Here is a 20,920-nt window from a genome sequence, read left to right on the forward strand (position 1 = left end):
TTTTTTCCACTCCTGTAAATTATTATGAAAATCTGCGCATCAGTTTGGCCCAGAGCACGTCAAGATCCATGACATATATATGAAACAAAATGACTGCAGCCCCAATGCTCCCCAGAATCACAAGAATGATAACCAGTCTTTTTACCCGGTTTTTAACCCGGTCTTCCCGGGTGATAATAATGGGCACTTCCGTGAGAACAGGGAAACCGGTTGCCCGGATAAGGGTTTCTGAATCCCGAAAAGAGGTATCAGAAAACTCCATAATCGAAGCAAACCCGACACCGGCACCTATACCAAGGACAATCCCGATTAAAAGGATAGCCAGACGGTTAGGCTTTTCCGGACTTTCCGGAAGCCGTGCAGATTCAACCAGGGTAAAGCGCTCCCCTTTCTGCTGTGATTCCAGTCCCTGGGCCACCTTTGCTTCCATCATCTTGGCCTGGAGATCATTATATTTTGCTGTCAGGCTCTGCTTTTCCGTTAAAAGATTGTTGTACTTTTCTTCAACACCGGGAGTTGCAGCCAGCCTTTCCTTGTAAACAGTGGCTTCTTTTTCCAAATCCTTCATATGGTTCATGGTCGATTCCACATCGGATTTCATGCCGGCCAAACGGGAGGACAGGGTTACATATGCTGGATTTTTGGACGTATCTTCGTTGGCCTTTTTTTCTTCTTCTTTTTCTGCCTTGGACTGTTCTACTTTTACACTCAGCTCCTGGATCTCCTGGTTGAGTTTCTTTACATCCGGGTAGAGATCCGAAAACTTAGTTTTAAGATTGATCAGCTCCATTTTCAGCCTTTCCAGGCGCAATTCGTCTTCATCCTTGATCTCCCGCTGAAGCCCCATGGACTCCAGGTCAACCGGCGTATTGGCCAGCTGTTCTTCAAGTTCTTCTTTCTTCTCTTTGAGGGAACGAAGGATTTCTTTCTTGTTCTCGATATTTCTCTGGATACTGTCCATGGTCTGCATGTTGACCTGAAACATTTCCGGCAAAGAGTTGGCATTCTTCTCCTTAAAGACGGCCATCCCCTTTTCATAATCCGCCAGATTCTTCTGGACCCTTTCTTTTTCTTCCTTCAGAAACGTGTAGGTACTGGAGGCCTGATCTTTTCTGACCTTTAAATCTTCCTTGAGAAAAAGAGAGGTGATGGTGTTGGCCACCCGCTGAACCTTTTGCGGATTTTCCCCTTCATAGGAAAGTGTAAAGGCAATGGTCGCCGAGACTGTCCTGCCCGACCTCCTGTCGGCAACCTCAACATTCACCGGTTCAAGGAGGATATCTTCCCTCATCACTGCAATGACTTCATCAATGGTCTTTTTTTTCTTTAACTCTGTATAAAGATCAAATTGATTAATCAATTCCAGAAGCTTTGAGGATGTCAAAACCCGCTGGTTAATACTCTGAATCCGCTGTTCCGCATAGGTCGTCATGCTGGTTGTAACATATTCAGCAGGGATTTCCCTTTGTTCAATCAATATGGTTGAAGTGGACATGTACACAGAGGGTAACAAAAGTGCAACAGCAGCAGCCACAGCGACAATCAGCAGAAAAGGAACCAGCAGCGCCCATTTCCGTCTTCTCAAAATCGAAAAATAATCAGTTGGTGTTAAAATATTTTCTTCCATAAATCCGCCTCAATGTGGTTAAAGTTCAAATTCCTTCCGGATTACAAAATGTACCATGCTTCTTTCACTGTTGGTGTCTGTGATTCTGTTGTCAACAGTTGTGAATCTGTAATTGGCAGACAGGATAAGATCGTTGAAAATTTTATACCGCAAGCCGGGCTGGATATTAAAGGTCAGATCTTCAGTATCTCTTCCTATTGCCCTGTCATTTTGATTTAAAAAGACACTGGCAGTAAGGGTTAGGCTGAATTTGTCGGTAACCCGCCTTTTCACACTGCCGGAAATCATAGATCGCTGCACAACGCCGCCTGTGCCCGTGGCTCCCCTCATGTCCTGGGAAATTGCAAGATCCGCATCATAATACTCACCGCCATAGTTCAATCCAGCCGACAAAACCCCGCCCCACTGTGAAGAGTCCACATCGGGACTTGCGATGTTCCCAATTCTCAGATTTTCTGTTGTTTCCGTATAGCTTGCACCTGCCTGGCAGTAAATATTGTACAATTCTGTTATATCTTTTGAAAAACCGCCGGAAAACTGGAACACATCGGATGCATTATCCTGGTACACGACGGGTGTTGTCCCTGTAGTGTTATTGTCTGAGGTATAGTGGAGGTAACTGAAATTTAACAATCCAGTGGTATTCTTAAAGGTCTGGGAAAGGTTCCTGGAAAAAGAGAAATCAACGCTCAACGTATCATTTGATTCATCCGTGGATGTTCTTGTGGTTTCAACATTTCCAAAACCAACCTCCACCTCTCCCCTTGTAAGCTCTGAAAACAAATAGTTCGATGACAGTGAGGCCCGCTTGGTTGTCCTGTCACCATTTACCAGCAGCCCGGTTGTGGCGGTATCCCTGTCCGCCCGAGAATCCTCTGAATACTCGGCCGAACCGCCCACTCCAAGTTTTTCAGTGGTTTTGTAATCCAGATCACCCTTAAAAAACATATCCAGGGAATTGAGTTCATCTAAATGCCAGTACAGCAGCTGGTCAAGCCTGGCACTAAGATTTGCATTCACCCTTTCAGTTCGCTGCTCAATGACCAGTCCGCCTGACAGGGTGGTAATAAAATCCTCTTCCTCATTACTATTTGAAAAAAGGATATTGTCATTGTACTCCTGATCAAGGGAGAAAAAAGGCTTAAAAGTTGTCGGTTCGCCTGAGGCCGGCAGAACAAAGCCGAAACAAAGGAATGCCACACCTAAAAAAAGAAATCTCAACCGGTTCATAATGGCTCCTATCGAACAACAATCACATCACCGCGTTGAAGCGTGATGTTCTGTTCTAAATTTTTACCTTCTGAAACTTCATCATAATTAAAATTAAAGGTAAGGGTTTTCCCGTCATTTTTCCGGAAAATACCGATTTCCTTTTCCTTGGCAAAGGGATTTAACCCACCCGCAACCGCCAGGGCCTGGAGCACATCGATATTGGTGTTTATGGAAAACCGTCCGGGTTTCGTGACCTTGCCGATCACATAGATCAGCATGCTGTTTACCTGGACAACACTGATGGAAATATCGGGTTCAGGTACATATTTTTCAAGTTTTCCGACCAGTTCCTTTTCCAGTTCGACAACTGATTTACCCGCCACATTAAGTTCCTTGACCAATGGAAACTGAATCTTCCCGTCGGGCAGGACAACCAGCTGCTTTGTCAGATCCGGATTTTTCCACACCGAAATCTCCAGAAGATCCCCCGGTCCGATCCTATAACCTTCGGCGGCAGCAGTGGATACCAGCAGGAATAACACAAGCACAGCAGCACCAAACATCTTAATTTTTAAATTCATACGCCTCCCAATTCTAGTTGTCTGTTTTATATTGTGCCAGAATCTTCCTGGCTTCATCAGCACCTAAAAAGTCATTCTCCACAACCAGAGCTTTTTCCAGATACAGCCTGGCTTCTTCGGGTTTCCCCTGTTTGTCCAGAATCACGCCCATGTGATAATTAAGCGAGCTGTTTTCCGGCAGCTCTTCAAGGGCTCGTTTAATATCCGTATATGCCAGGTCCAGATTCCCCATTTTATACTGGATCCATCCCAGGGTGTCCTGGACAACCCCGGCACCGGGATTAAGTTTTTCTGCCTTCCTGGCATATTCCATTGCCGTTTCAAGATCCGAGGCAGATTGAGCGAACTCGCTTTTGATAACGGCCAGGTTGTTCGCAGCCGCCCATAACCCCGGATTTTTTTCAAAGGCCTGTTCATAGGTGACTATCGCTTTTAGATAATTTTTGTCTCGTTCATGGATGCTGCCAAGGATCATCCACGCCTGGGCGTTGTTCGGGTTCTTTACAAGGGCATCGTTAAATTTTTTAATGGCCGTCTCCTTTTCTCCCCGGGCAAGATAGATCCTGGCAAGGCTGTCATAGGGTTTGCCCCAGTCAGGCTGGATTTGAATTGCCTTTTCAAAGGCGGACTGTGCCGCTTTGAGATCTTTTTTCACCAAACAGACAGTGCCCAGCAGATTCCAGGTGAATGCTTCTTTGTCATTTTTTGCCAGACGATTTTCACACAGTTTTATCGCGGCCTCATACTCTCGTTCCTGGATATAAATCCGTACCAGGTTGGTGACAATCAATGCAGAGTCCGGTATCTTTTCATATCCGGCCATAAGGATCTTTTCTGCCTTTTTATACTTTTTTTGCCGCAAGTAAGCAGAGGCAATTTTAAGGTATCCGCCGGCATGTTCCGGTTGTTTTTCTTTTACAATTTCATATTGTTCCAGGGCCTTGTCATATTTTTTTAATGCCAGGTAAAAATCACCCAGGTCAATAACAGCCTGGAGATTTTCTTTGTTGGCTTCAACCGCCATTCCAAGATTGGCTTCTGCCGCATCCATATCTTTTTTCATGATATTTACCTGGGCCATGGTTTTTAACAAGGCAACCGCCGTCGGCATTTTTGCGTAGGCCAGTTCAAGAACGTCAAGTGCCAGGTCATACTCTTTGTTGAGGCTGTGGGCCAGGGCCAGGTTAATATGACCTTCAACCATCCCGGGCCTGTCCTCCACAAGAATTCTGAACTCAGGAACTGCATTTCCCCCGTCTCTTCTGGACATGTAAAGCCGGCCTTTTAAAAAATGGGCATCTACATTTTTAGGATCATTTTCAAGCACCTGGTCAACCAGTTGTTCCCCCTCATCTATATTGGCCTTGAAGAGCAAGATCTTTGCCAGGGCAATTTTTGACTTAATAATTTCCGGATTTGCCGGATCTTTGTTCAAGTCTAATGCCTGTCTTAAAATCATCTCAGCATCATCAAACCGCTTGGTCCCGGCATAGATTTCTGCTAAAAAAAGCCGGTATTGAAAGCTGTCCGGCATCTTCACAAGACCTTCTTTCAAAATGTCTTCAGCCTTTTGGACCTCTTTTCCGGACAACCAGAACTTGGCAATGGTAAGCCGGGTTTCTTCATTTTCAGCATCCGCTTCAAGGATCTTGGTTAAAACCCCCTGGGCCGCCTCTTTTTTACCCTGGGCCATAAGGACCTTGGCAAGATTTAGTTTATAACTAATTGCATCGGGCTTTAAGGCGATGGCTTTTCTCAGACTCAGCTCAGCCCCGTCAAAGTCCTTGGATTGCGCACCAAGCTGGGCCATGGTCAAAATAAGGGGAATATTATCAGGATTCTTTTCAAGGCCTTCTGTGAGATAGGCCCGCATCTGCTGCGCATCCTGTTTCAACCGTGCAATATTGGACAGCATCAGATACATATCCGGAGAGGTCTCCCCTCGTTCACGGAGTTTCAATAGAATGGCCGTTCCCCGGTCCATTTCCTTGTTCACAAAATAGACAGAGGCTTTTAAAAGATTGGCGTCAAGATGGTCGGGATCAACTGCCAGGACTGTCTCAACTTGCTCGTCTGCCCTGTCAACGGCCTTGCCCGCCAGCAAAATCTTCCCCAGATCAATCCTGGCTTCCTGGTTGGCAGGATCAAGATCAACCGCTTTTAAAAACATGCCATAGGCGCCCTTGTAATTTTTCAGCTTTATTTGGGTTTTCCCGAGCATGTAATAGGCATCGGCAAACTTTGGGTCTATCTGGGCTGCATTCTTAAATTCCAGTTTGGCTTTGACATAATCGCCCTGTTCAAACAAGGTTTTTCCCTTGGTAAGAAAATCCAGTTTTTTTTCTTCCGGACTTGAACAGCCCATGCAAAAAAGGGAAACCGCGGAAATAAAAATAAAAACAATAATAATCGGCCTGGCAAAGCTCCTATTCATTCATAACTCCTTTAAATCAAATATTTGTAATCTTTAAAATATATAACCGCAATATGTCAATGACTTCTGAGGCGTTAGCCCTCTTACCCAATCAAACCTCTCAGAGCCAGCACGCAAAAGCCGACGATAAAAGGCCTGGCAAGCATCACGCTCTCCCCTCTCATTTCACCCACCAGGACATCATAACCAAAAAACAAAATCAGGGTTTTGGCAAGGGTTATGCCGATGCCGGGAGCCTGGAAGTGCGTTGTTGGAAGATTCGGCAATATCAAAAGGACAATAAGCACCAGGATATCCATGGGGCTGATTTTAAAACCGTTTCTTCTCTGGGTGAGGTTCAAGGTCGAGATCACCAATAATGCAAGAACAAAAAAGCCCATGGTATTTACTTCAAGCAATCGGTCAAAAATTCGCGAGTGCGGACTTATTGCCACAAGATAGAGCAAGAAGGGCCCTGTAAGATAGATGGAAAATCTCAGGATATACTCTTTATATTTTTTCCAATTAAAATAATAAGCGCCCAGGTTCAACAGGGCCAGGCAGCCTGCCGGAATAGAAAGATACAAAGGGATTTTTTGAGGAATCATGGTCTGAACAATAAACAAAACCGGGAAGCCATACCTCAAGGCACCATAACAAATTCTAATACTGATTTTTTTTTCTTTTATTATTTTTAGCGGCCGTTTAAAATAAGTATCGAAACTGCCGTCCCTCCTGAACACCCACTGGTTCACCCCCCCAACAAAAAACAGTAACAGAATGATAGCGGAAAAAACACAAAAGAACGAAACATGAACCCAGTCAGAATAAAATCTGAACACAATGGCAAAGCTGATAAAGCATGCCTGAATAATATAAATGCTGAATACCGCTTCTGAATGAAAAAATCCAAACCGTAAAAGTCTGTGGTGAAAATGATTTTTATCCGCCGAAAAAGGAGACCTTTTTTTAACCAGGCGCTCGATCATCACGGTCAGGGTATCCAGTATGGGAAAACCGATTAAAGGAAGGGCAAGAACCTTGCTGTAAGGGGTATTCGCCTGTGTAAGAACAATGGCAAAGACAATGGACAAAAATCCCAGCAGCTGGCTGCCCGCGTCCCCCATAAAAAGGACAGCCGGATGGGTATTGTATCTCAAAAAACCGACAATACTGCCGATGATGGCCATGGACATGATGGCAATCCCGGTGTTCCCGCACTGGAAGGCCAGTAACCCGATGGCAATAAAACTGAGCATGGAAATCCCCCCGGCAAGTCCGTCCAACCCATCAGACAGGTTGATGGCATTGGTAACACCGATAATCACCAACAGGGTCAGGGGAACAGAAATAAATAACGGCAGGATACAATTTGCAGGGACCAATGATCCCAGGCAGGTTATTTTAACGCCCCCGAATAAAATGACCACCAGGCCTGCAATAATCTGGGGTATTATTTTCTGCTTTGCGTTTAAAGGTTTAAGATCATCAATAAGCCCGAAAATAAAAATAATGAAAGAACCAACAATTACCGAATTTACAAAATCATTCCTCGGAACCCACAGCAGTATGGGGATAAAGGCACCCACAGCCATGGAAACCCCGCCCATTTTCGGCATGGGTGTCACATGAACCTTCCGTACATCGGGAAGGTCCACAATATTCATCCTGAAGGCCAGGCGCCTGGCAATGGGCACCAGGGCAATCGTCAGGAACAGCGAAAGTATAAAGACCGTAAATAATTGCATTATGGAAGTCTCATTTTAACGGGGTAAAAACTCTTTCAGCACAGGATTAATATCCGATATAAACGCCTGCATTCTCTTTTCTGCAGCCTCAAGACTCTCATCCGGGTAAACCAGTGTAATCACCCTGACAAGGGAACCGTCTGTCCGCTGTCTTGTCAGCGCATCCCAAAAATTATAAAGTTTCATCTGGTATGCATTGGTGAGAATCCTGTCCCTGGAAGGGAACCAATAATAAGAAAGCTGCTTTACAGGCGCTTTTTCGATAACGGCTCGGTTCACCGGCATCATGCTGCCGTCTTTAAGAACAATATGTGCGCTGCCGGCCTGATTAAATGACCACCCGCCACCCCTCAAGCAGGATGCCGGTGAATGGATGGACTCACCTTTTCTCTGGCTCGCATAATAAGCCACATAAAAATTAACAATTTTTCCAGACTCATCTTTGTAATCGGCCATGATATAATCGCTGAAATCCAATTCTTCAACAAATTTCAATTCCATTAGTTGCCGGCTTCCCACCCATTCCCCCACTTTCATGGGAAACTCGCTGAAAGACCTGTTCATGGGGACAGCTTCCCGAAATTCAATCCCCTGGGTCAGTCCAAGAGTAAGGGATAGGAGTACAACAGAAACAAGAAACTGGGGCCTTATCAAAACAGATCCTTGTTTTAAGGCTTCCCCTGCATCAATGCTCTCCTTATCCCCGTAATCAATTATTTCTATGGCATCTTTATTTTTGAAAAGCTTTTCCAGTATCCACATTTCACCCAACAAAATGCCCAGTGTGATCATAAAAATCAACCACCCTTCAAAATCATGGAAGAATCCTTCTACAACCTTTGAACCAAATTTTTCTGACAAAATTCCTGTCAGCGCAATGCGCAGACTGTTGGTCAAAATAGTGAGCGGCACTGAGGACAGAACAAGCACAAGTTTTTTCCACCATCGTGCTTTATAAAAATAAGCCAGGAGAATACTTAAAACGATCATGGGGAACAAATATCTTAGCCCGCTGCAAGCATCAACAACCTGTAGCTTTGTAAATCCCAGGTCAATTACATTGCCTTCCCGGTAGGCACTCATCCCGTATACCTGCATCATCATAACACCCAGCTTAGAAGATATAATTTTTAAAATCAGGGTGATTTTAAAATTAAAAAAATTAGGCAAAGGAAACATGGTCAGGATAAAAAACAAAGGAAATATTATGGTCTTAACTTTACGGATGCCCATGTTAAGAACACAGATACCCACTAAAATAAACCATGAAGACAGATAAATAATATAAAATTCGCCACCGAGTTCCCCCAGCCAATAGAAGGCAATCCCGATAACCAGAAGAATCATACCCTTCCAATCCGGCATGGCAATTTTATCTAAAAAATAATTCTTCTTTTCCCACAAAAGATAGAGCACAATAAACGGGATGAGATAACAATAGGAATAATCATCCCGTTCCCACCATTTAACCATTACAGAAAAAGGAGAATAATACAGGCCTGCAAACAGAATAGCATAAATACTAAAAACAGCCATAACACCTTTTGAGAAATTAAGGTTTTTAAAATGCGATTTCATTCAGTACCCTTTTTATAGATCTGTTTTAAAATATTTAAATAATCATCCGCCAGATCATCCCGACTATAATTCATACAGACATAATTTCTACCGTTGGCTGCAAGCCTTCGACAAAGAATGGGTTCCTTAAATAATATCATGACAGCATTTGCCAGTTCTACTTCATTTTCCGGTTCTATACAGATACCGCAGTCGGCTTGCTCAATAATTTTTCTGCTCTCGCCTTCAACACCATGGATAATGGGCCGTTCCATGGCCATGGCCTCAAATATTTTAGAAGGAATAACTGTTTTAAAAAGATCCGACTTTCTAAGCAACACCATGCATGCATTGGATGAAGCAAGGAAATGTGGCATCAAGCGTTTTTCCTGCTGGGGAAGCATCAGAACATTATCAAGCCCAAGAGATTCTTTTTGCTTTAAAAGCCGTTCTCTTTCAGCCCCTCCGCCCACCATTAAAATTAAAATATTTTTTTGATTTTTAAGGATTTTTGCTGCCCTCAAAACTGTATCAAGTGCGTGGGCCATCCCGTGAGTCCCAATAAAGGATACGACAAATTTACCCTTGAGGCCATATTTCTGCTCTACTTCACTTTCGCCGGGAATTGGTTTAAATTGATCAAGGTCTGCTCCGTTTGTAACAATGGAAACAGATTCCGGCCTTACTCCTCTTGCCACGATGTGCTGTTTAAATGCATGAGTCAGAGAAACAATATGATTGGCATGAGTATACATAAAGGTTTCAATGCATTCCAGCAGCTTAATAATGGCATTCTGCCGGATGGCACCCACAGCCTTTATGGATTCCGGCCAGAGATCCCTGATCTCAAGAACCCATGGACTTTTCAAAGCATTTGATACAAAATAACCTGAAAATCCGCAGAAAAACTGCGGTGATGTTGAAACAACAAGATTCACATTTTTCACAAGCCGACACATAAAAATGGCAGAAAGCATAAAGGAAACATAATTGGCAATTCGCTTAAAAAAACCTTTATTAGGGCCTATAAAGGTTTTAACCCTTAAAATGTTAATGCCATCTTTTTCATCCCACTGCCAAAACCTATTTTTATACCCAGGATAGACCACTCCATTTGGATGATTGGGCACAGAGGTAATCACGGTAACTTTATGCCCTTTTTTAACCCACCTTTTTGCATTTTCATAAATCCGTGATGCCGGTGCATTAACTTCAGGCGGGAAATAATGGCACAAAAAAACAATATGCATCCCTATCCCTCCAACTCGAATTGCCACCCGCACTCAAAGGGCAGATCAATTTTATTTACCTGATACACAAGGACATCACATGCGTACTTTTTGCCGAACTCCGGGCAATACCAACCTTTCTCCACATCGATTTCACCATTTCCGATCAAACGAATTTTCAAAAGCCCTTCCCCTTTGTTGCTTACAATTACATCATCCTCTTTAAATTCGAGTTCCACGGCAGGATGCAGATGGAGCCTTGATTGAACTATATGTTTCCCTTTGCCTTCAACCCTGTCATGAATCATCCAGACCTGATCCTGGAAAGTCACTTCCCTGAAATGAACCGGCTTTCCTTTCAGGCGTTTATACCCGTCATGCCCTCCCCTGAAAAAAAGCGCCCCGTTTTCCTTCTGTCTGCATTCAGCATCTAAAGACACAGCTTTCCTTCCACACCGATGAGCTCCCCATACCTCAGACTGATTTTCATTATCAATGGTAATGGTATTGTGCCCGATATTTCCCCGGTTATATTCCCTGATATCTCCGTCTTCATATTGAAAGCAACCAGAATCGACAATAACCCTCCTGCCCTTTACAGACAATTCAAAACTCAATGCATCACAATGGGAATGACCTGGCTGATAGTCCGGCCCCACATGACCGCAATCCAGAATCATTTTGTTATCACTGTCCGGCGCCAGAATATAATACCCTGTATCTTTATGTTTCTGAACACAGTCTGAGTTCTTGTTTATCTGTCTTCCGGTCACCTTTTCATGGTAACAAACAAGCTCCACAAGCTCTGGTTCAATCCCGAATGCCGCATCATTAAATAAGCTGATCCGATCGTCAGGGTGGCACATGGATACAAGGAATTCTATCATTCTTCCTGTCTTTTCTTCCAATTTCCCGGCAAGGCTACGCAAAACCGGGTTTTCTTTTACAGCCATTATATTCTGCAGATCCAGGCAGTCTTCCAGAACCATTGAATGATACATGGGGCTTCTCTCAAAATGCCCCCCGTCATCCAATATCTGCTCATCAAGTTCCCTGCGGATAATTTGCATACCCTTTTTAAGCCATTTCTCTGCTTCAGCCCCTTTAAAAAAAAGCCCCATAAATATAAGGGCTTTACCGTTCTTAAACAAATGGTTGCCAAGCAGATGATATTCCAGATGTTTTACAAGCCAGCGAGCCTGTAAAACCATGGAGTCAACAATAACTTTTCTATCTTCATCCGGAATTGTATTCCGGCAAAAAAACTTGATCCAGTTTACAAGCCGCAAAGATATGGGAAAAGGATCCCAGGCATCCTGACTGCCTATCGGGTTGTTCTTTATCCAGTCTTTTATAAGGTCAACGGCAACCCCTGAATCAATCCCCTCTTTTAACAGGAGATACTGGAAATAATGCAAGTTGTACTTCCACAGTCTACCTTTTTCAGATATGCACCAGTCAATCTTGTTATCAAAAGTTACAGCATTATTTAAAAAACAAAAATGCTTGTTTTCAATATCCTTTTTCGTCCACTGCCTGTAAAAAACAAACAATACTTTAATCACATTGGTATTCCAACTCAATCCATGGTTCCCTACTGCCTGCGAAGCATGAACCATTCTTAGTTTTGAGTTGACCAGGTACCACAGGCGATATACAACCTGAATAGTTTTAAGGCTTCTAATCGTTCTGATAAACAGATTTATTTTCTTCAATTTCATGGAATTTTATAGGGAAATTTCAAGCTCTGTTGCAAAATCTTTCAGGTTTACCAGCGTCCCTGTATCCAAAGATTTATGTACAGCAAAAGTCACCAGTGTTGACTCAACAATCTCGCTAAACGGAACTGGTGACCCACTGCCTTTTTCTACAGCCTCAACAAAAAATTTAATTTCTTCATCAAACCCTTTGTTCTGGGTTGATTTTGAATTGTCATGTTTTTTACCAAAGATTTCAAGTTGCCTAAAATCATTCATGATAATGGTTGTACTGTCCGCAGCAATCTCAAGAACCTCTTTAGGATAATCAGCATTGCCGAATGCATGATAAATGATATTCGCAAGGGAACCATCGTCATAGGTCAGTGTAATTGAAATCGAATCCCGGTCAGTAATGGTTTGATCATTGCTCTGAACAGAGGATGAATGGACAGTTCTCACCGGTGCTGCAACAATGTATCGTAAAAGGTCCACAAAATGGCAGACTTCTCCAAGAATCCTGCCGCCGCCTTCATTAATATCCTGAATCCATGAATCTTTGGGGATTAACCCAGCATTTATCCTGTAGGATGCAACAAGAGGTGTAATCCGGTCTTTAATGTTGTCTTTTATCTTTTGGATGAACGGCGAAAACCTTCGGTTAAACCCAACCATGACAACAAGGGGATTATTTTGTGAAACCCTGTCAGAACACATCCTGACAATATCCTGAAGTTCCTCGACATTCAGGCAAAGCGGCTTTTCAACAAACACATGTTTTCCGGCAGCCAAAGCGTTTTTAACTTCATTTCCATGAAGATTATGTCGGGTTGCAATCAATACAGTATTGATTTTTTCATCATCATATAATGTGGAATTATTATCTGCGCAATATCTGAACCCGAACTGCGATCCCACATCTTTTGCACTCATTCCTCGTGCTGTAACGATCCCTTCAAGTCCAACTTGTGGCATCTTTTTAAACCGGGGCAGCAAAACGCCTTTAGCAAAATTCCCGGCACCGATCACCCCAAGCCCAACTTTCCCAGCTGGCTCTGCTGCTGATTCCTTTAAAACAATTTTACCCTCTTCATCTGATGCATCATATTCCAAAATAATACCAAGGAAAGCTTCTTTTGCTGCCAGAATCATATCATACGTTTCAAGGGCTTTTTCAAAGGGAAATCGATGAGTGATTAAAGAGCCGATATCAAGAGAACCTGATGCAATAAGTTCAAGTATTGTCTGCATATTTCTCTGTTCCGTCCATCTGACATAAGAAAACGGGTAATCATTTCCCCTTTCCTCATATGCTGCATCATACCGCCCGGGCCCATAGGACATGGACAACCTCAAATCCAGTTCTTTTTTATAGTAAACATCTCTTGGAAGATCCATTCCCACAAAACCAACCACCACTACCCTGCCTTTTTGCCGTGAAATCTCCCCAGCCTGAGCAACCAGTTCGCTGCCTTGGGCTGCTGCGGTAATAATAACCGCATCCACTCCGAAACCTTGTGTAAATCCAGTTACTTCCTTTTCAAGCTGGCTACTGTGGACAGCGATATCTGCCCCCATTTTTTTTGCCAACTTAATTTTCACTGGGTCAATATCAGCACCAATAACCTTACAGCCATTTGCCTTGCAGAGTTGAACAGCGATCTGACCTAAAAGTCCGAGTCCGATCACACAGACCCGTTCACCCAAAGTAAGCTCTGCCTGACGGATTCCCTGGAGTGCAATTGCACCCACTGTGGCAGAGGCAGCCTGTTCAAATATCTGCTTTTCAGACACATCAGTTTTAAAACGTGGAATATGGACACATAGGTTTTTCGGAACCACATTGTAATTCGCATGGTTGGCGTACCCTGCCCCGCCACAGGCAACTATATCGCCCACCTGGAATTTATCTACCCCTTGACCCACTGCTCTTACGATTCCCGCACAGGAATACCCCAAAGGTATAGGCGTGTCCAACTTGCTGCGAACCTTAATAAAAGCATTTTTGATCCCTTCTTTTTTTGCTGTGGCCATCACTTTTTTCACGAGATCGGGCCGGGCCTTTGCCTTACCCAGCAAAGATTTTTTAGCAAGGTCGACCAGCATTTTTTCTGTACCTGCCGACACAAGGGAGGCTTTTGTTTCAACCAGGATCATCCCCGGTCCAACCTGTGGCCGTGGGACTTCATCCAGTTTCATTTCACCTGTTTTATATGATTGTATTATTTGTTTCATTTATTCTCCATTATACCTTCAATTCTTGTACTAAAAGCATCATTTTCCCCCTATGACTTCGTTGTATTTCATGTTCAGCAACAGTCCGAACAGCCACTTTAAAATCCTTAAGCTTTTCTCTCATCTCCTTGCTGACAATAACCAATATTTTATCATGTGACATTTTGCTATTTATTTTTGGCAAAACTTTTATTTCAATTTTCCCAAACTCTTTTTGAACTATCTGGTAAAAAAGAATTTCATTTTGAATTAATGAATGCAGATTAATAGCTGTGGTTGAAATCTTCTTTTTTTGATTCAAATAAACAAAATCCTTTCCCCATCTACTTTGTATATTTTTGATATATAAATATTCCCCATCCTCAACTATTTCTGCGCCATCACCCATTTTGTAATTTATTAACGGTAATGCTTTATTGACAAAGGATGTCGCTATAAGCTCACCTTCAACGACCCTAGGATATCCATATGAAGTATATACTCTAAACTTATCAGTTGAATCGATATCTACTGCCAATGCCACTTTTTCACTTTGCCCATACCAGTGAATAACTTTCGCACCAAAAAATTCTGAAAAGTTTTTTTTATCTTCGACACTTGCCCCTTCACTTCCTAAAAGAATTCCTTTTATCTTTGGTAAATAATTATATTTATCAAAATAACCAATGAACTCTTTTATTAAAGAGGGGTGTCCATGGATATAACTTACCGGGTACTTTCTCATCTGCTCAATGAACATTTTAAAATTATCATCTCTAACTTTAAATGTATCTACGACCAACTCATTATAGATAGGGTTATACTCTATGAGCTTATCGTCTTTAAGACTTTTTCCCCTAAGAGTCAGTTTCAAATCTCTTGTTTTTTTGTAGCCTGCATATGACCAGATCTCGTGTATATGTGCCCATTCAATCCCAAATGACTCATTAGATAGCAAGATTGATGTCGGATTACGCCCTGTTCCGCCTGTCGTAGTTAAGTAAGAATTTGTTTTTTGAAATTTTTTAGATGTGAAATGAGCCAAATTACTTGATAATTCAGTAGATGAGATTAATGGCAGTTCCTCCAATACATTTTTCACCTCAACTAAATTAATTTTTTTTGGAATTGTTTCACAACCAAAATCCGTATTTTCCCGCGAATAATTCAAAATATTTAAAAGATTTTGATCAAGTATCTTTACATCAAACGAAATTTTATGAAACCATTCTTTATAAGATTTTCCGAACAAAATCCGGTCCGGTATATGTTTTAAGAATTTTAATTTACCTTTTGGCAGCCTGTCGTAAGTGGATTTTAAATTATAGATCATAATTATTGGCTCCCGAACAAATTATTGCAATCAATCATTATAGCTGCTAACTAATTCCTCACAAATTTTTAAGTATTCTTCGATTTTTTTCTGAGGTGAAAAATATTTTTTTGCTATTTTATAACCCTTGCTAATCAAATCCTCACGCAATTCTCTATTGATGTATATTTGTATTATTTTAGAAGCTGCATCTTTTGCATTCATTGGTTCAAAATACAAAGCTGCATCTTCACAAACGGTTTTCGCAAAAGGTAAATTTGTTGTAACAATAGGCACACCAGAAGTCATAGACTCTGGATAATTAGCCGAAAAGCATTCTAATACAGAAGGAAGAAACATTAAATCAGCATTCTTATAAAAGTGTGGTGCATCCTCAGGAGAAACCGTCCCAACAGTTTGAATCGTATCACCAACATTCATTTTTTTCGCTATTCTATCAATTTTCTCCCATCCTTTCGAATGAACATCTAAAGGTAAATAAAACTTAAAATTTAACAATGGGTACTGCTTTTTAATTGCTAATGCTACATAGGGAATCAAATCAAGATTTTTATGTGGATAATATTGTGAAAGAGTTACAATTCTATACTCATCATTTCCTTTTTCGGGAATAACAGGGCTATCTGTATTCTTTTGTATTTTATTATAGAATGGTTGGCCGCAATTATTGCCAACCACAAATGTACTTTTATTAGGAAATTTTGTTTGTATGACATCACTCATATGTTTTGTTTCACAAATATATGTATTTACCTTTTCTCTTTGCAATTCAAATCGTTTTAAAAAAATAATACATATTTCTTTAATTTTTTCAAAATAGCTAAGTGTTTTCCATGCATATTTATTTGAAGTATATGTCCAAGGATTTGCAAAGCCACACACATGCAAAGATTTTGGCCTCCAGTAAGTTGGCCCGAATATAGAAAGCACAACATCGGGAGAGAATTTTTTTTCTATTTCGTACAGTTTTTTACGACTGGATATACCTGCAATTATTTTTGCAGGACTTGGATCAACGACAATCGAATCATATGCTTCCGGCAGTATTTCAGCAAGTTGTGGTGATACTACAGCCTTTATCCTGTGATTTCCCCCCACGTTTGGAATTTCAATCAAAAGCGCGCGTGCAACCTGTAAAGCTCCACCCATAACAAGATTTGATGCATTAATAAGTATTTTCATAAACTACTATCGCCACCCTTAAAAACCATTGTAAATAACGACCCAAACAAATAAAATTTTCAAAATTAAAATCACATCTGCCTATGAGTAGGAATTTAGATTATCCAAATATTTGTCATAAAGCCGGTCAAAATCTGTAATTTTAACTGCGGGATTACCGATATACACACATTTTTCTTCTAACTTGCCTCTGACTACGCTACCAGCACCAACAATTACATTATCACCTATTTCTGCACCAGGAAGTATAATCGTTCTAGCACCAATAAAAGAGTTTTTTCCAATTTTAACTTTTTTATATGCAGAGACTTCTTTCTCCCCACCTTTGAGTTTTCCTTTATAACACAGCACTCTTGAAATAGAAAAATCATGAATTAAAACCCGAACATCTCCTGAAATAACGACATTGTCATGGATTTCAATCATATTCGGTTTCGCAAAGTCAAATGACGCAGTAGCCGCAATATAAATAGGTTTACCTTGAATCACTATTCCAAGTTTTGGCAAAACCAACCTAAGCAATCGCATATATATTTTGTGATCAAAATACCAAATAATCTTTAAGAATCGATACACTGCTTTCCAAATTATTTTCATATCAAGTCCCTAAAAATAATAAAAATTTAATTTCGGTTAAGAGCTAATCACTATGGACTACAGTTTTGTACACCTGATAAGTTTTTTCAGCTAAACAGTTCCAGTTGAATCGAGTAGATCGTTCTTTACACAGATTACTGATCACAATTTCACGTAACTTTGTATCTATAAGCAACCTGATAACGGCATGTGCAAGCTCTTCTGAATTCTCGGGTTCTACAATAAGCCCTGTTTTTTCATTCTTTATTACGTCTGGTAATCCGCCAACATTCGTTACCACAGGCGGAACACCAAACGCCATTCCCAACTGCAGCACTCCACTTTGTGAAGCCTCGATATAAGGTAAAACTAAAACATCCGCCCATTGGAAAAGTATTGCAACCTGTTCATGAGATTGTCGTGAAAGATCAGCATCAATTATTGGTTCGCCTTCAAGGAGAGTCTTATAATATTCCCTTTTACCTGTCCCCCCCGCAATTTTAATTTTTACATCTGGTATCTCTTTGGCAATAATTGGGGTGGCTTTAACCAAAATTTCTATCCCTTTCCATTTATCAATAAAACCAAAAAATAAAATATTTTTTGTTTGAATCTCAATTTTAGCTTTACCAGAACCATATCTTTGAATAACCCCATGATCGATAGAATAAATATTCTTCAGGTTAAAAATCTTTTGTGCTCTTTTACGAAGGCTTTCACCATGTACAATAATTGCATCAGATTGGGTTACAGAAATATCAAGGACACATTGAGGAATATACCGCATTTTTGTTCGAGTTGGGTGCTTAACAATATCGTGAACCGTGGTCACAAATTTTGACTTAATTGACTTGAATATGAGATTTTCCCATACTATTCCACTTTGAAAATGGATAATATCAGGCGATATTTTTCTTATTTCCCTTACCATTTTATACATACCAAATAAATTTTTCATACTACTGACATTAGGTGTTTTTGCATAAATAACATTCACATCTTTATTCAGATATTCCACTATCCACTCATCCGCTTTTGAAACAATAAAATAAAGCTCGACTTTGGAAGAGAGAGCATTTAAAAGTCCAATCAAATAATCACAAAATCCACGGCTAATCATTACAACCTTCATTGTGTATTCTCTTGAATTAGTAAATTTTGTTTTCTATAAAAACCATTCAGATATCCAAAACAAATCGCAACTGTGACAATAAATAATTGACATGTTTGAAAATTCCAGAAAGCATCTGCAACCCACTCATATACAATCCATGAGATTACAGTCAATACGCCAACCAAAGAAATAAAGCGGTTATCATTATCATCTTCTGCATTATCATCTTCTGCAAAATATTTTTTTAAGAAATATTTTAATATCCCTCCCAAAAAAAATAAATAAATTAAAAGGGCTGGTAATCCACCGTACAAAAACATTTGGATAAAACCATTATCACAAATCTGATTAAATTTGGTTTTTGCTCCGACCCCAATAAAAAATTGAAATAATGTAACGTTCTTAAAGTTCCGTTCACCCACAAGCAAACGATTTGATAATGAATTGAGTGTGCTACTTGAATCAGAAATAACATTGACCACACGGTCCTGAACACCAATGCTCTTAATGAATTCAACAGAGAAAGAAAGTGCAACTATAATTACGATAATCCCGAATATTAAAACCGGAATAAAAATTATTTTCTTTGATTTTAAAAAATACAAGATTGCCGTAACGGGAATGAGTGAAAGCACAATAAAGCCATTACTTCTTGACCCAGTCAAAAAAGAAATAGCGAGAATAGACAACGCCCCAACTATCACACAAATTGTTTTAATTAATATCCTTTTACTGTAAAAAAATATCGAACATAACCATGCCATGCCAAAAGTTAGAATATATGAAGAATGATTTGGGTTTCCGAATGTCCCCGTTACCCTGCGGCCTTCTGGGCGGTACATTACGTCTTCAAAAAGCGTGGATTGCTGGTACAATAGACTAAACTTATCATTAATATTTGCAACATCGTAGTATTGAAAAAACATTATCAAAATCTGAATAACGATTAAAAATGGAATAAAATAATAAATATTCTGTATTTTAATTCGAGCTGAAAAAGAAGCCGCTATAAAAAAGAAAAGAACATATTTAATTATTGTAATTGTATAGTGCAGATCCTTATATTGAAAATCAGACCCATAATTAATACTGTTAAATATTTGAGAAAAAATTATTATGAAACCAAGTAAAATAAAAAAAAGAAAGGATAATTGCATTTCTTTTATATCCATTATTCCGTCTTGATATCTGTGGTTTGACACAATCGCAGAGATTGTTAAAACACACAAAACGATATCAATTGGCTGTATATAGGTGATATGCCCTGAAAATAACCACGGTGGTAAATAAAGTATTCCACAAACAAGCCATAGTGGAATGTTATTTAGTTTGATTTTCATATAGCCGCCAGTATATTTGTTCCATTTGTTTTACATTCTCAATCCAGTTATAATTTTTTTCCACAAAACACCGCCCTTCATCGCCCATTTTTCTTTTAAGGCCCGGTGAGCTTAAAATTTCAATAATGCTATTCGCTATGGAATGATAGTCACCCGGTGAGACAATTTTCCCTGTTATTCCATTAATAATTAGTTCCTGAAGTCCACCAACAGCCGTAACGATTACTGGAACTTTTGCAGCTAAGGATTCTAAAGCCATGACCCCAAAACTCTCAAAGTCAGAACATACCACTGTAACATCTATCTGTTTTAAAATTTTTGGCACATCTTTGTGTGGAAGCATTGGGAAGACTTCAATTTGATCAATTATATTAAGTTTTTTTGCCAAATCCATGCATTCTTTTTTACACTCAGGTAGTGACCACCCCCCCATCACAGATTTAACTCCTGGAATACTTTTATTTACTAAGGCCATTGCCCGAATAAAAACATCTGGACGATATCGCGGCATAAAGCCTTTTAAAAACCCAATACAAGGAATTGGGTTTGTTTCTATTTCGCTCCTATCGTTTGAAATAAATTGGTTGATATCTACTCCAAATGGAATTACTTGGATATCACCATTTTTCAGCCATTTCCTTGTACATTCGACCAAAAATGGAGAGGTGGCTGTAACACAATCCGCTTTAGTAAGGATTTTTTTTTTGAAATAATTTTTGATTGGGCTGGATGCTTGAAAAGTATCATCTGATACTTCAGTTCCCCACACAGATACAACAAGATTTGGAATTTTATGTAATGCAAGGTATTCATCCAAAGTCCCCATTGGCTCATGTAAATGAACTATGTCAGGTTTAAATTCTCTATATTTTATTCGCCACTGGTGGACCCAAACACAATGCTTTCTAATTTTTTCAAAAAGATTTTTTTCATTATTTGAAGTCTCACTTCCCATCATAAAATCCAAACCATATTGATAGAGAGGGATGACTTTGACATTATGTCCAAGTTCCGTCAATCCTTCAACCCATCTAACGATATGTGGATTTTGCGGAGATTGAATAATACAAATTTTTAATTTTTCTTTTTTCATTATT

15 protein-coding genes are annotated in these 20,920 nt (G+C 40.2%); all 15 read right to left on the reverse strand.

Annotation, left to right across the window (positions count from 1 at the left end; all coding sequences use genetic code 11):
• Positions 1-22: 22 nt before the first annotated feature.
• Positions 23-1,627: a GumC family protein gene (locus tag ACZ45G_RS16855; protein WP_464171646.1), complete on the reverse strand. Its 1,605-nt coding sequence runs from the start codon at positions 1,625-1,627 to the stop codon at positions 23-25.
• 18 nt (positions 1,628-1,645) lie between these two features.
• The gene (locus tag ACZ45G_RS16860) at positions 1,646-2,857 is read right to left on the reverse strand and encodes a hypothetical protein (RefSeq protein ID WP_464171647.1); all 1,212 of its coding nucleotides are present in this window, start codon (positions 2,855-2,857) and stop codon (positions 1,646-1,648) included.
• A gap of 8 nt (positions 2,858-2,865) precedes the next feature.
• Positions 2,866-3,420 (reverse strand): polysaccharide biosynthesis/export family protein, encoded by a 555-nt coding sequence (locus ACZ45G_RS16865; RefSeq protein ID WP_464171648.1) that lies wholly within the window; start codon positions 3,418-3,420, stop codon positions 2,866-2,868.
• A gap of 13 nt (positions 3,421-3,433) precedes the next feature.
• Positions 3,434-5,854, reverse strand: a complete 2,421-nt coding sequence (locus ACZ45G_RS16870) for a tetratricopeptide repeat protein (protein ID WP_464171649.1) — start codon at positions 5,852-5,854, stop codon at positions 3,434-3,436.
• A gap of 83 nt (positions 5,855-5,937) precedes the next feature.
• The gene (locus ACZ45G_RS16875; protein ID WP_464171650.1) at positions 5,938-7,581 is read right to left on the reverse strand and encodes a glycosyltransferase family 4 protein; all 1,644 of its coding nucleotides are present in this window, start codon (positions 7,579-7,581) and stop codon (positions 5,938-5,940) included.
• 15 nt (positions 7,582-7,596) lie between these two features.
• Positions 7,597-9,159 carry a VPLPA-CTERM-specific exosortase XrtD gene (xrtD, locus tag ACZ45G_RS16880; protein WP_464171651.1) on the reverse strand — a complete coding sequence of 521 codons (1,563 nt, stop codon included), beginning with the start codon at positions 9,157-9,159 and terminating at the stop codon, positions 7,597-7,599.
• Positions 9,156-10,388 carry a glycosyltransferase family 4 protein gene (locus tag ACZ45G_RS16885; protein ID WP_464171652.1) on the reverse strand — a complete coding sequence of 411 codons (1,233 nt, stop codon included), beginning with the start codon at positions 10,386-10,388 and terminating at the stop codon, positions 9,156-9,158. Before ACZ45G_RS16885 ends, xrtD begins: the two co-directional genes overlap by 4 nt.
• A 2-nt stretch (positions 10,389-10,390) precedes the next feature.
• The gene (locus ACZ45G_RS16890) at positions 10,391-11,950 is read right to left on the reverse strand and encodes a heparinase II/III family protein (RefSeq protein WP_464171653.1); all 1,560 of its coding nucleotides are present in this window, start codon (positions 11,948-11,950) and stop codon (positions 10,391-10,393) included.
• Between the two features lie 144 nt (positions 11,951-12,094).
• Positions 12,095-14,299 (reverse strand): bi-domain-containing oxidoreductase, encoded by a 2,205-nt coding sequence (locus ACZ45G_RS16895; RefSeq protein ID WP_464171654.1) that lies wholly within the window; start codon positions 14,297-14,299, stop codon positions 12,095-12,097.
• A gap of 10 nt (positions 14,300-14,309) precedes the next feature.
• The gene (locus ACZ45G_RS16900) at positions 14,310-15,611 is read right to left on the reverse strand and encodes a phenylacetate--CoA ligase family protein (RefSeq protein WP_464171655.1); all 1,302 of its coding nucleotides are present in this window, start codon (positions 15,609-15,611) and stop codon (positions 14,310-14,312) included.
• A 30-nt stretch (positions 15,612-15,641) separates the two neighbouring features.
• Positions 15,642-16,793, reverse strand: a complete 1,152-nt coding sequence (locus ACZ45G_RS16905) for a glycosyltransferase (RefSeq protein ID WP_464171656.1) — start codon at positions 16,791-16,793, stop codon at positions 15,642-15,644.
• A gap of 81 nt (positions 16,794-16,874) precedes the next feature.
• A complete protein-coding gene (locus tag ACZ45G_RS16910; RefSeq protein ID WP_464171657.1) occupies positions 16,875-17,390 on the reverse strand; it encodes an acyltransferase in 516 nt (171 codons plus the stop codon).
• 43 nt (positions 17,391-17,433) lie between these two features.
• Complete coding sequence (locus tag ACZ45G_RS16915) at positions 17,434-18,501, reverse strand: glycosyltransferase family 4 protein (RefSeq protein ID WP_464171658.1); 1,068 nt, start codon at positions 18,499-18,501, stop codon at positions 17,434-17,436.
• A complete protein-coding gene (locus ACZ45G_RS16920) occupies positions 18,498-19,823 on the reverse strand; it encodes an O-antigen ligase family protein (protein ID WP_464171659.1) in 1,326 nt (441 codons plus the stop codon). The genes ACZ45G_RS16915 and ACZ45G_RS16920 overlap by 4 nt, the downstream gene beginning before the upstream one ends.
• Entirely contained in the window at positions 19,804-20,916 is a 1,113-nt protein-coding gene (locus ACZ45G_RS16925; protein ID WP_464171660.1) for a glycosyltransferase family 4 protein, read from the reverse strand. Before ACZ45G_RS16925 ends, ACZ45G_RS16920 begins: the two co-directional genes overlap by 20 nt.
• Positions 20,917-20,920: the final 4 nt, after the last annotated feature.

This window comes from Desulfoconvexum algidum (assembly GCF_055382125.1).

Bases quoted from the DNA above. Each gene is read 5' to 3' on its own strand.
- ACZ45G_RS16855 (WP_464171646.1), bottom strand. From the start codon at position 1,627: ATGGAAGAAAATATTTTAACACCAACTGATTATTTTTCGATTTTGAGA.
- ACZ45G_RS16860 (WP_464171647.1), bottom strand. From the start codon at position 2,857: ATGAACCGGTTGAGATTTCTTTTTTTAGGTGTGGCATTCCTTTGTTTC.
- ACZ45G_RS16865 (WP_464171648.1), bottom strand. From the start codon at position 3,420: ATGAATTTAAAAATTAAGATGTTTGGTGCTGCTGTGCTTGTGTTATTC.
- ACZ45G_RS16870 (WP_464171649.1), bottom strand. From the start codon at position 5,854: ATGAATAGGAGCTTTGCCAGGCCGATTATTATTGTTTTTATTTTTATT.
- ACZ45G_RS16875 (WP_464171650.1), bottom strand. From the start codon at position 7,581: ATGCAATTATTTACGGTCTTTATACTTTCGCTGTTCCTGACGATTGCC.
- xrtD (WP_464171651.1), bottom strand. From the start codon at position 9,159: ATGAAATCGCATTTTAAAAACCTTAATTTCTCAAAAGGTGTTATGGCT.
- ACZ45G_RS16885 (WP_464171652.1), bottom strand. From the start codon at position 10,388: ATGCATATTGTTTTTTTGTGCCATTATTTCCCGCCTGAAGTTAATGCA.
- ACZ45G_RS16895 (WP_464171654.1), bottom strand. From the start codon at position 14,299: ATGAAACAAATAATACAATCATATAAAACAGGTGAAATGAAACTGGAT.
- ACZ45G_RS16900 (WP_464171655.1), bottom strand. From the start codon at position 15,611: ATGATCTATAATTTAAAATCCACTTACGACAGGCTGCCAAAAGGTAAA.
- ACZ45G_RS16905 (WP_464171656.1), bottom strand. From the start codon at position 16,793: ATGAAAATACTTATTAATGCATCAAATCTTGTTATGGGTGGAGCTTTA.
- ACZ45G_RS16910 (WP_464171657.1), bottom strand. From the start codon at position 17,390: ATGAAAATAATTTGGAAAGCAGTGTATCGATTCTTAAAGATTATTTGG.
- ACZ45G_RS16915 (WP_464171658.1), bottom strand. From the start codon at position 18,501: ATGAAGGTTGTAATGATTAGCCGTGGATTTTGTGATTATTTGATTGGA.
- ACZ45G_RS16920 (WP_464171659.1), bottom strand. From the start codon at position 19,823: ATGAAAATCAAACTAAATAACATTCCACTATGGCTTGTTTGTGGAATA.
- ACZ45G_RS16925 (WP_464171660.1), bottom strand. From the start codon at position 20,916: ATGAAAAAAGAAAAATTAAAAATTTGTATTATTCAATCTCCGCAAAAT.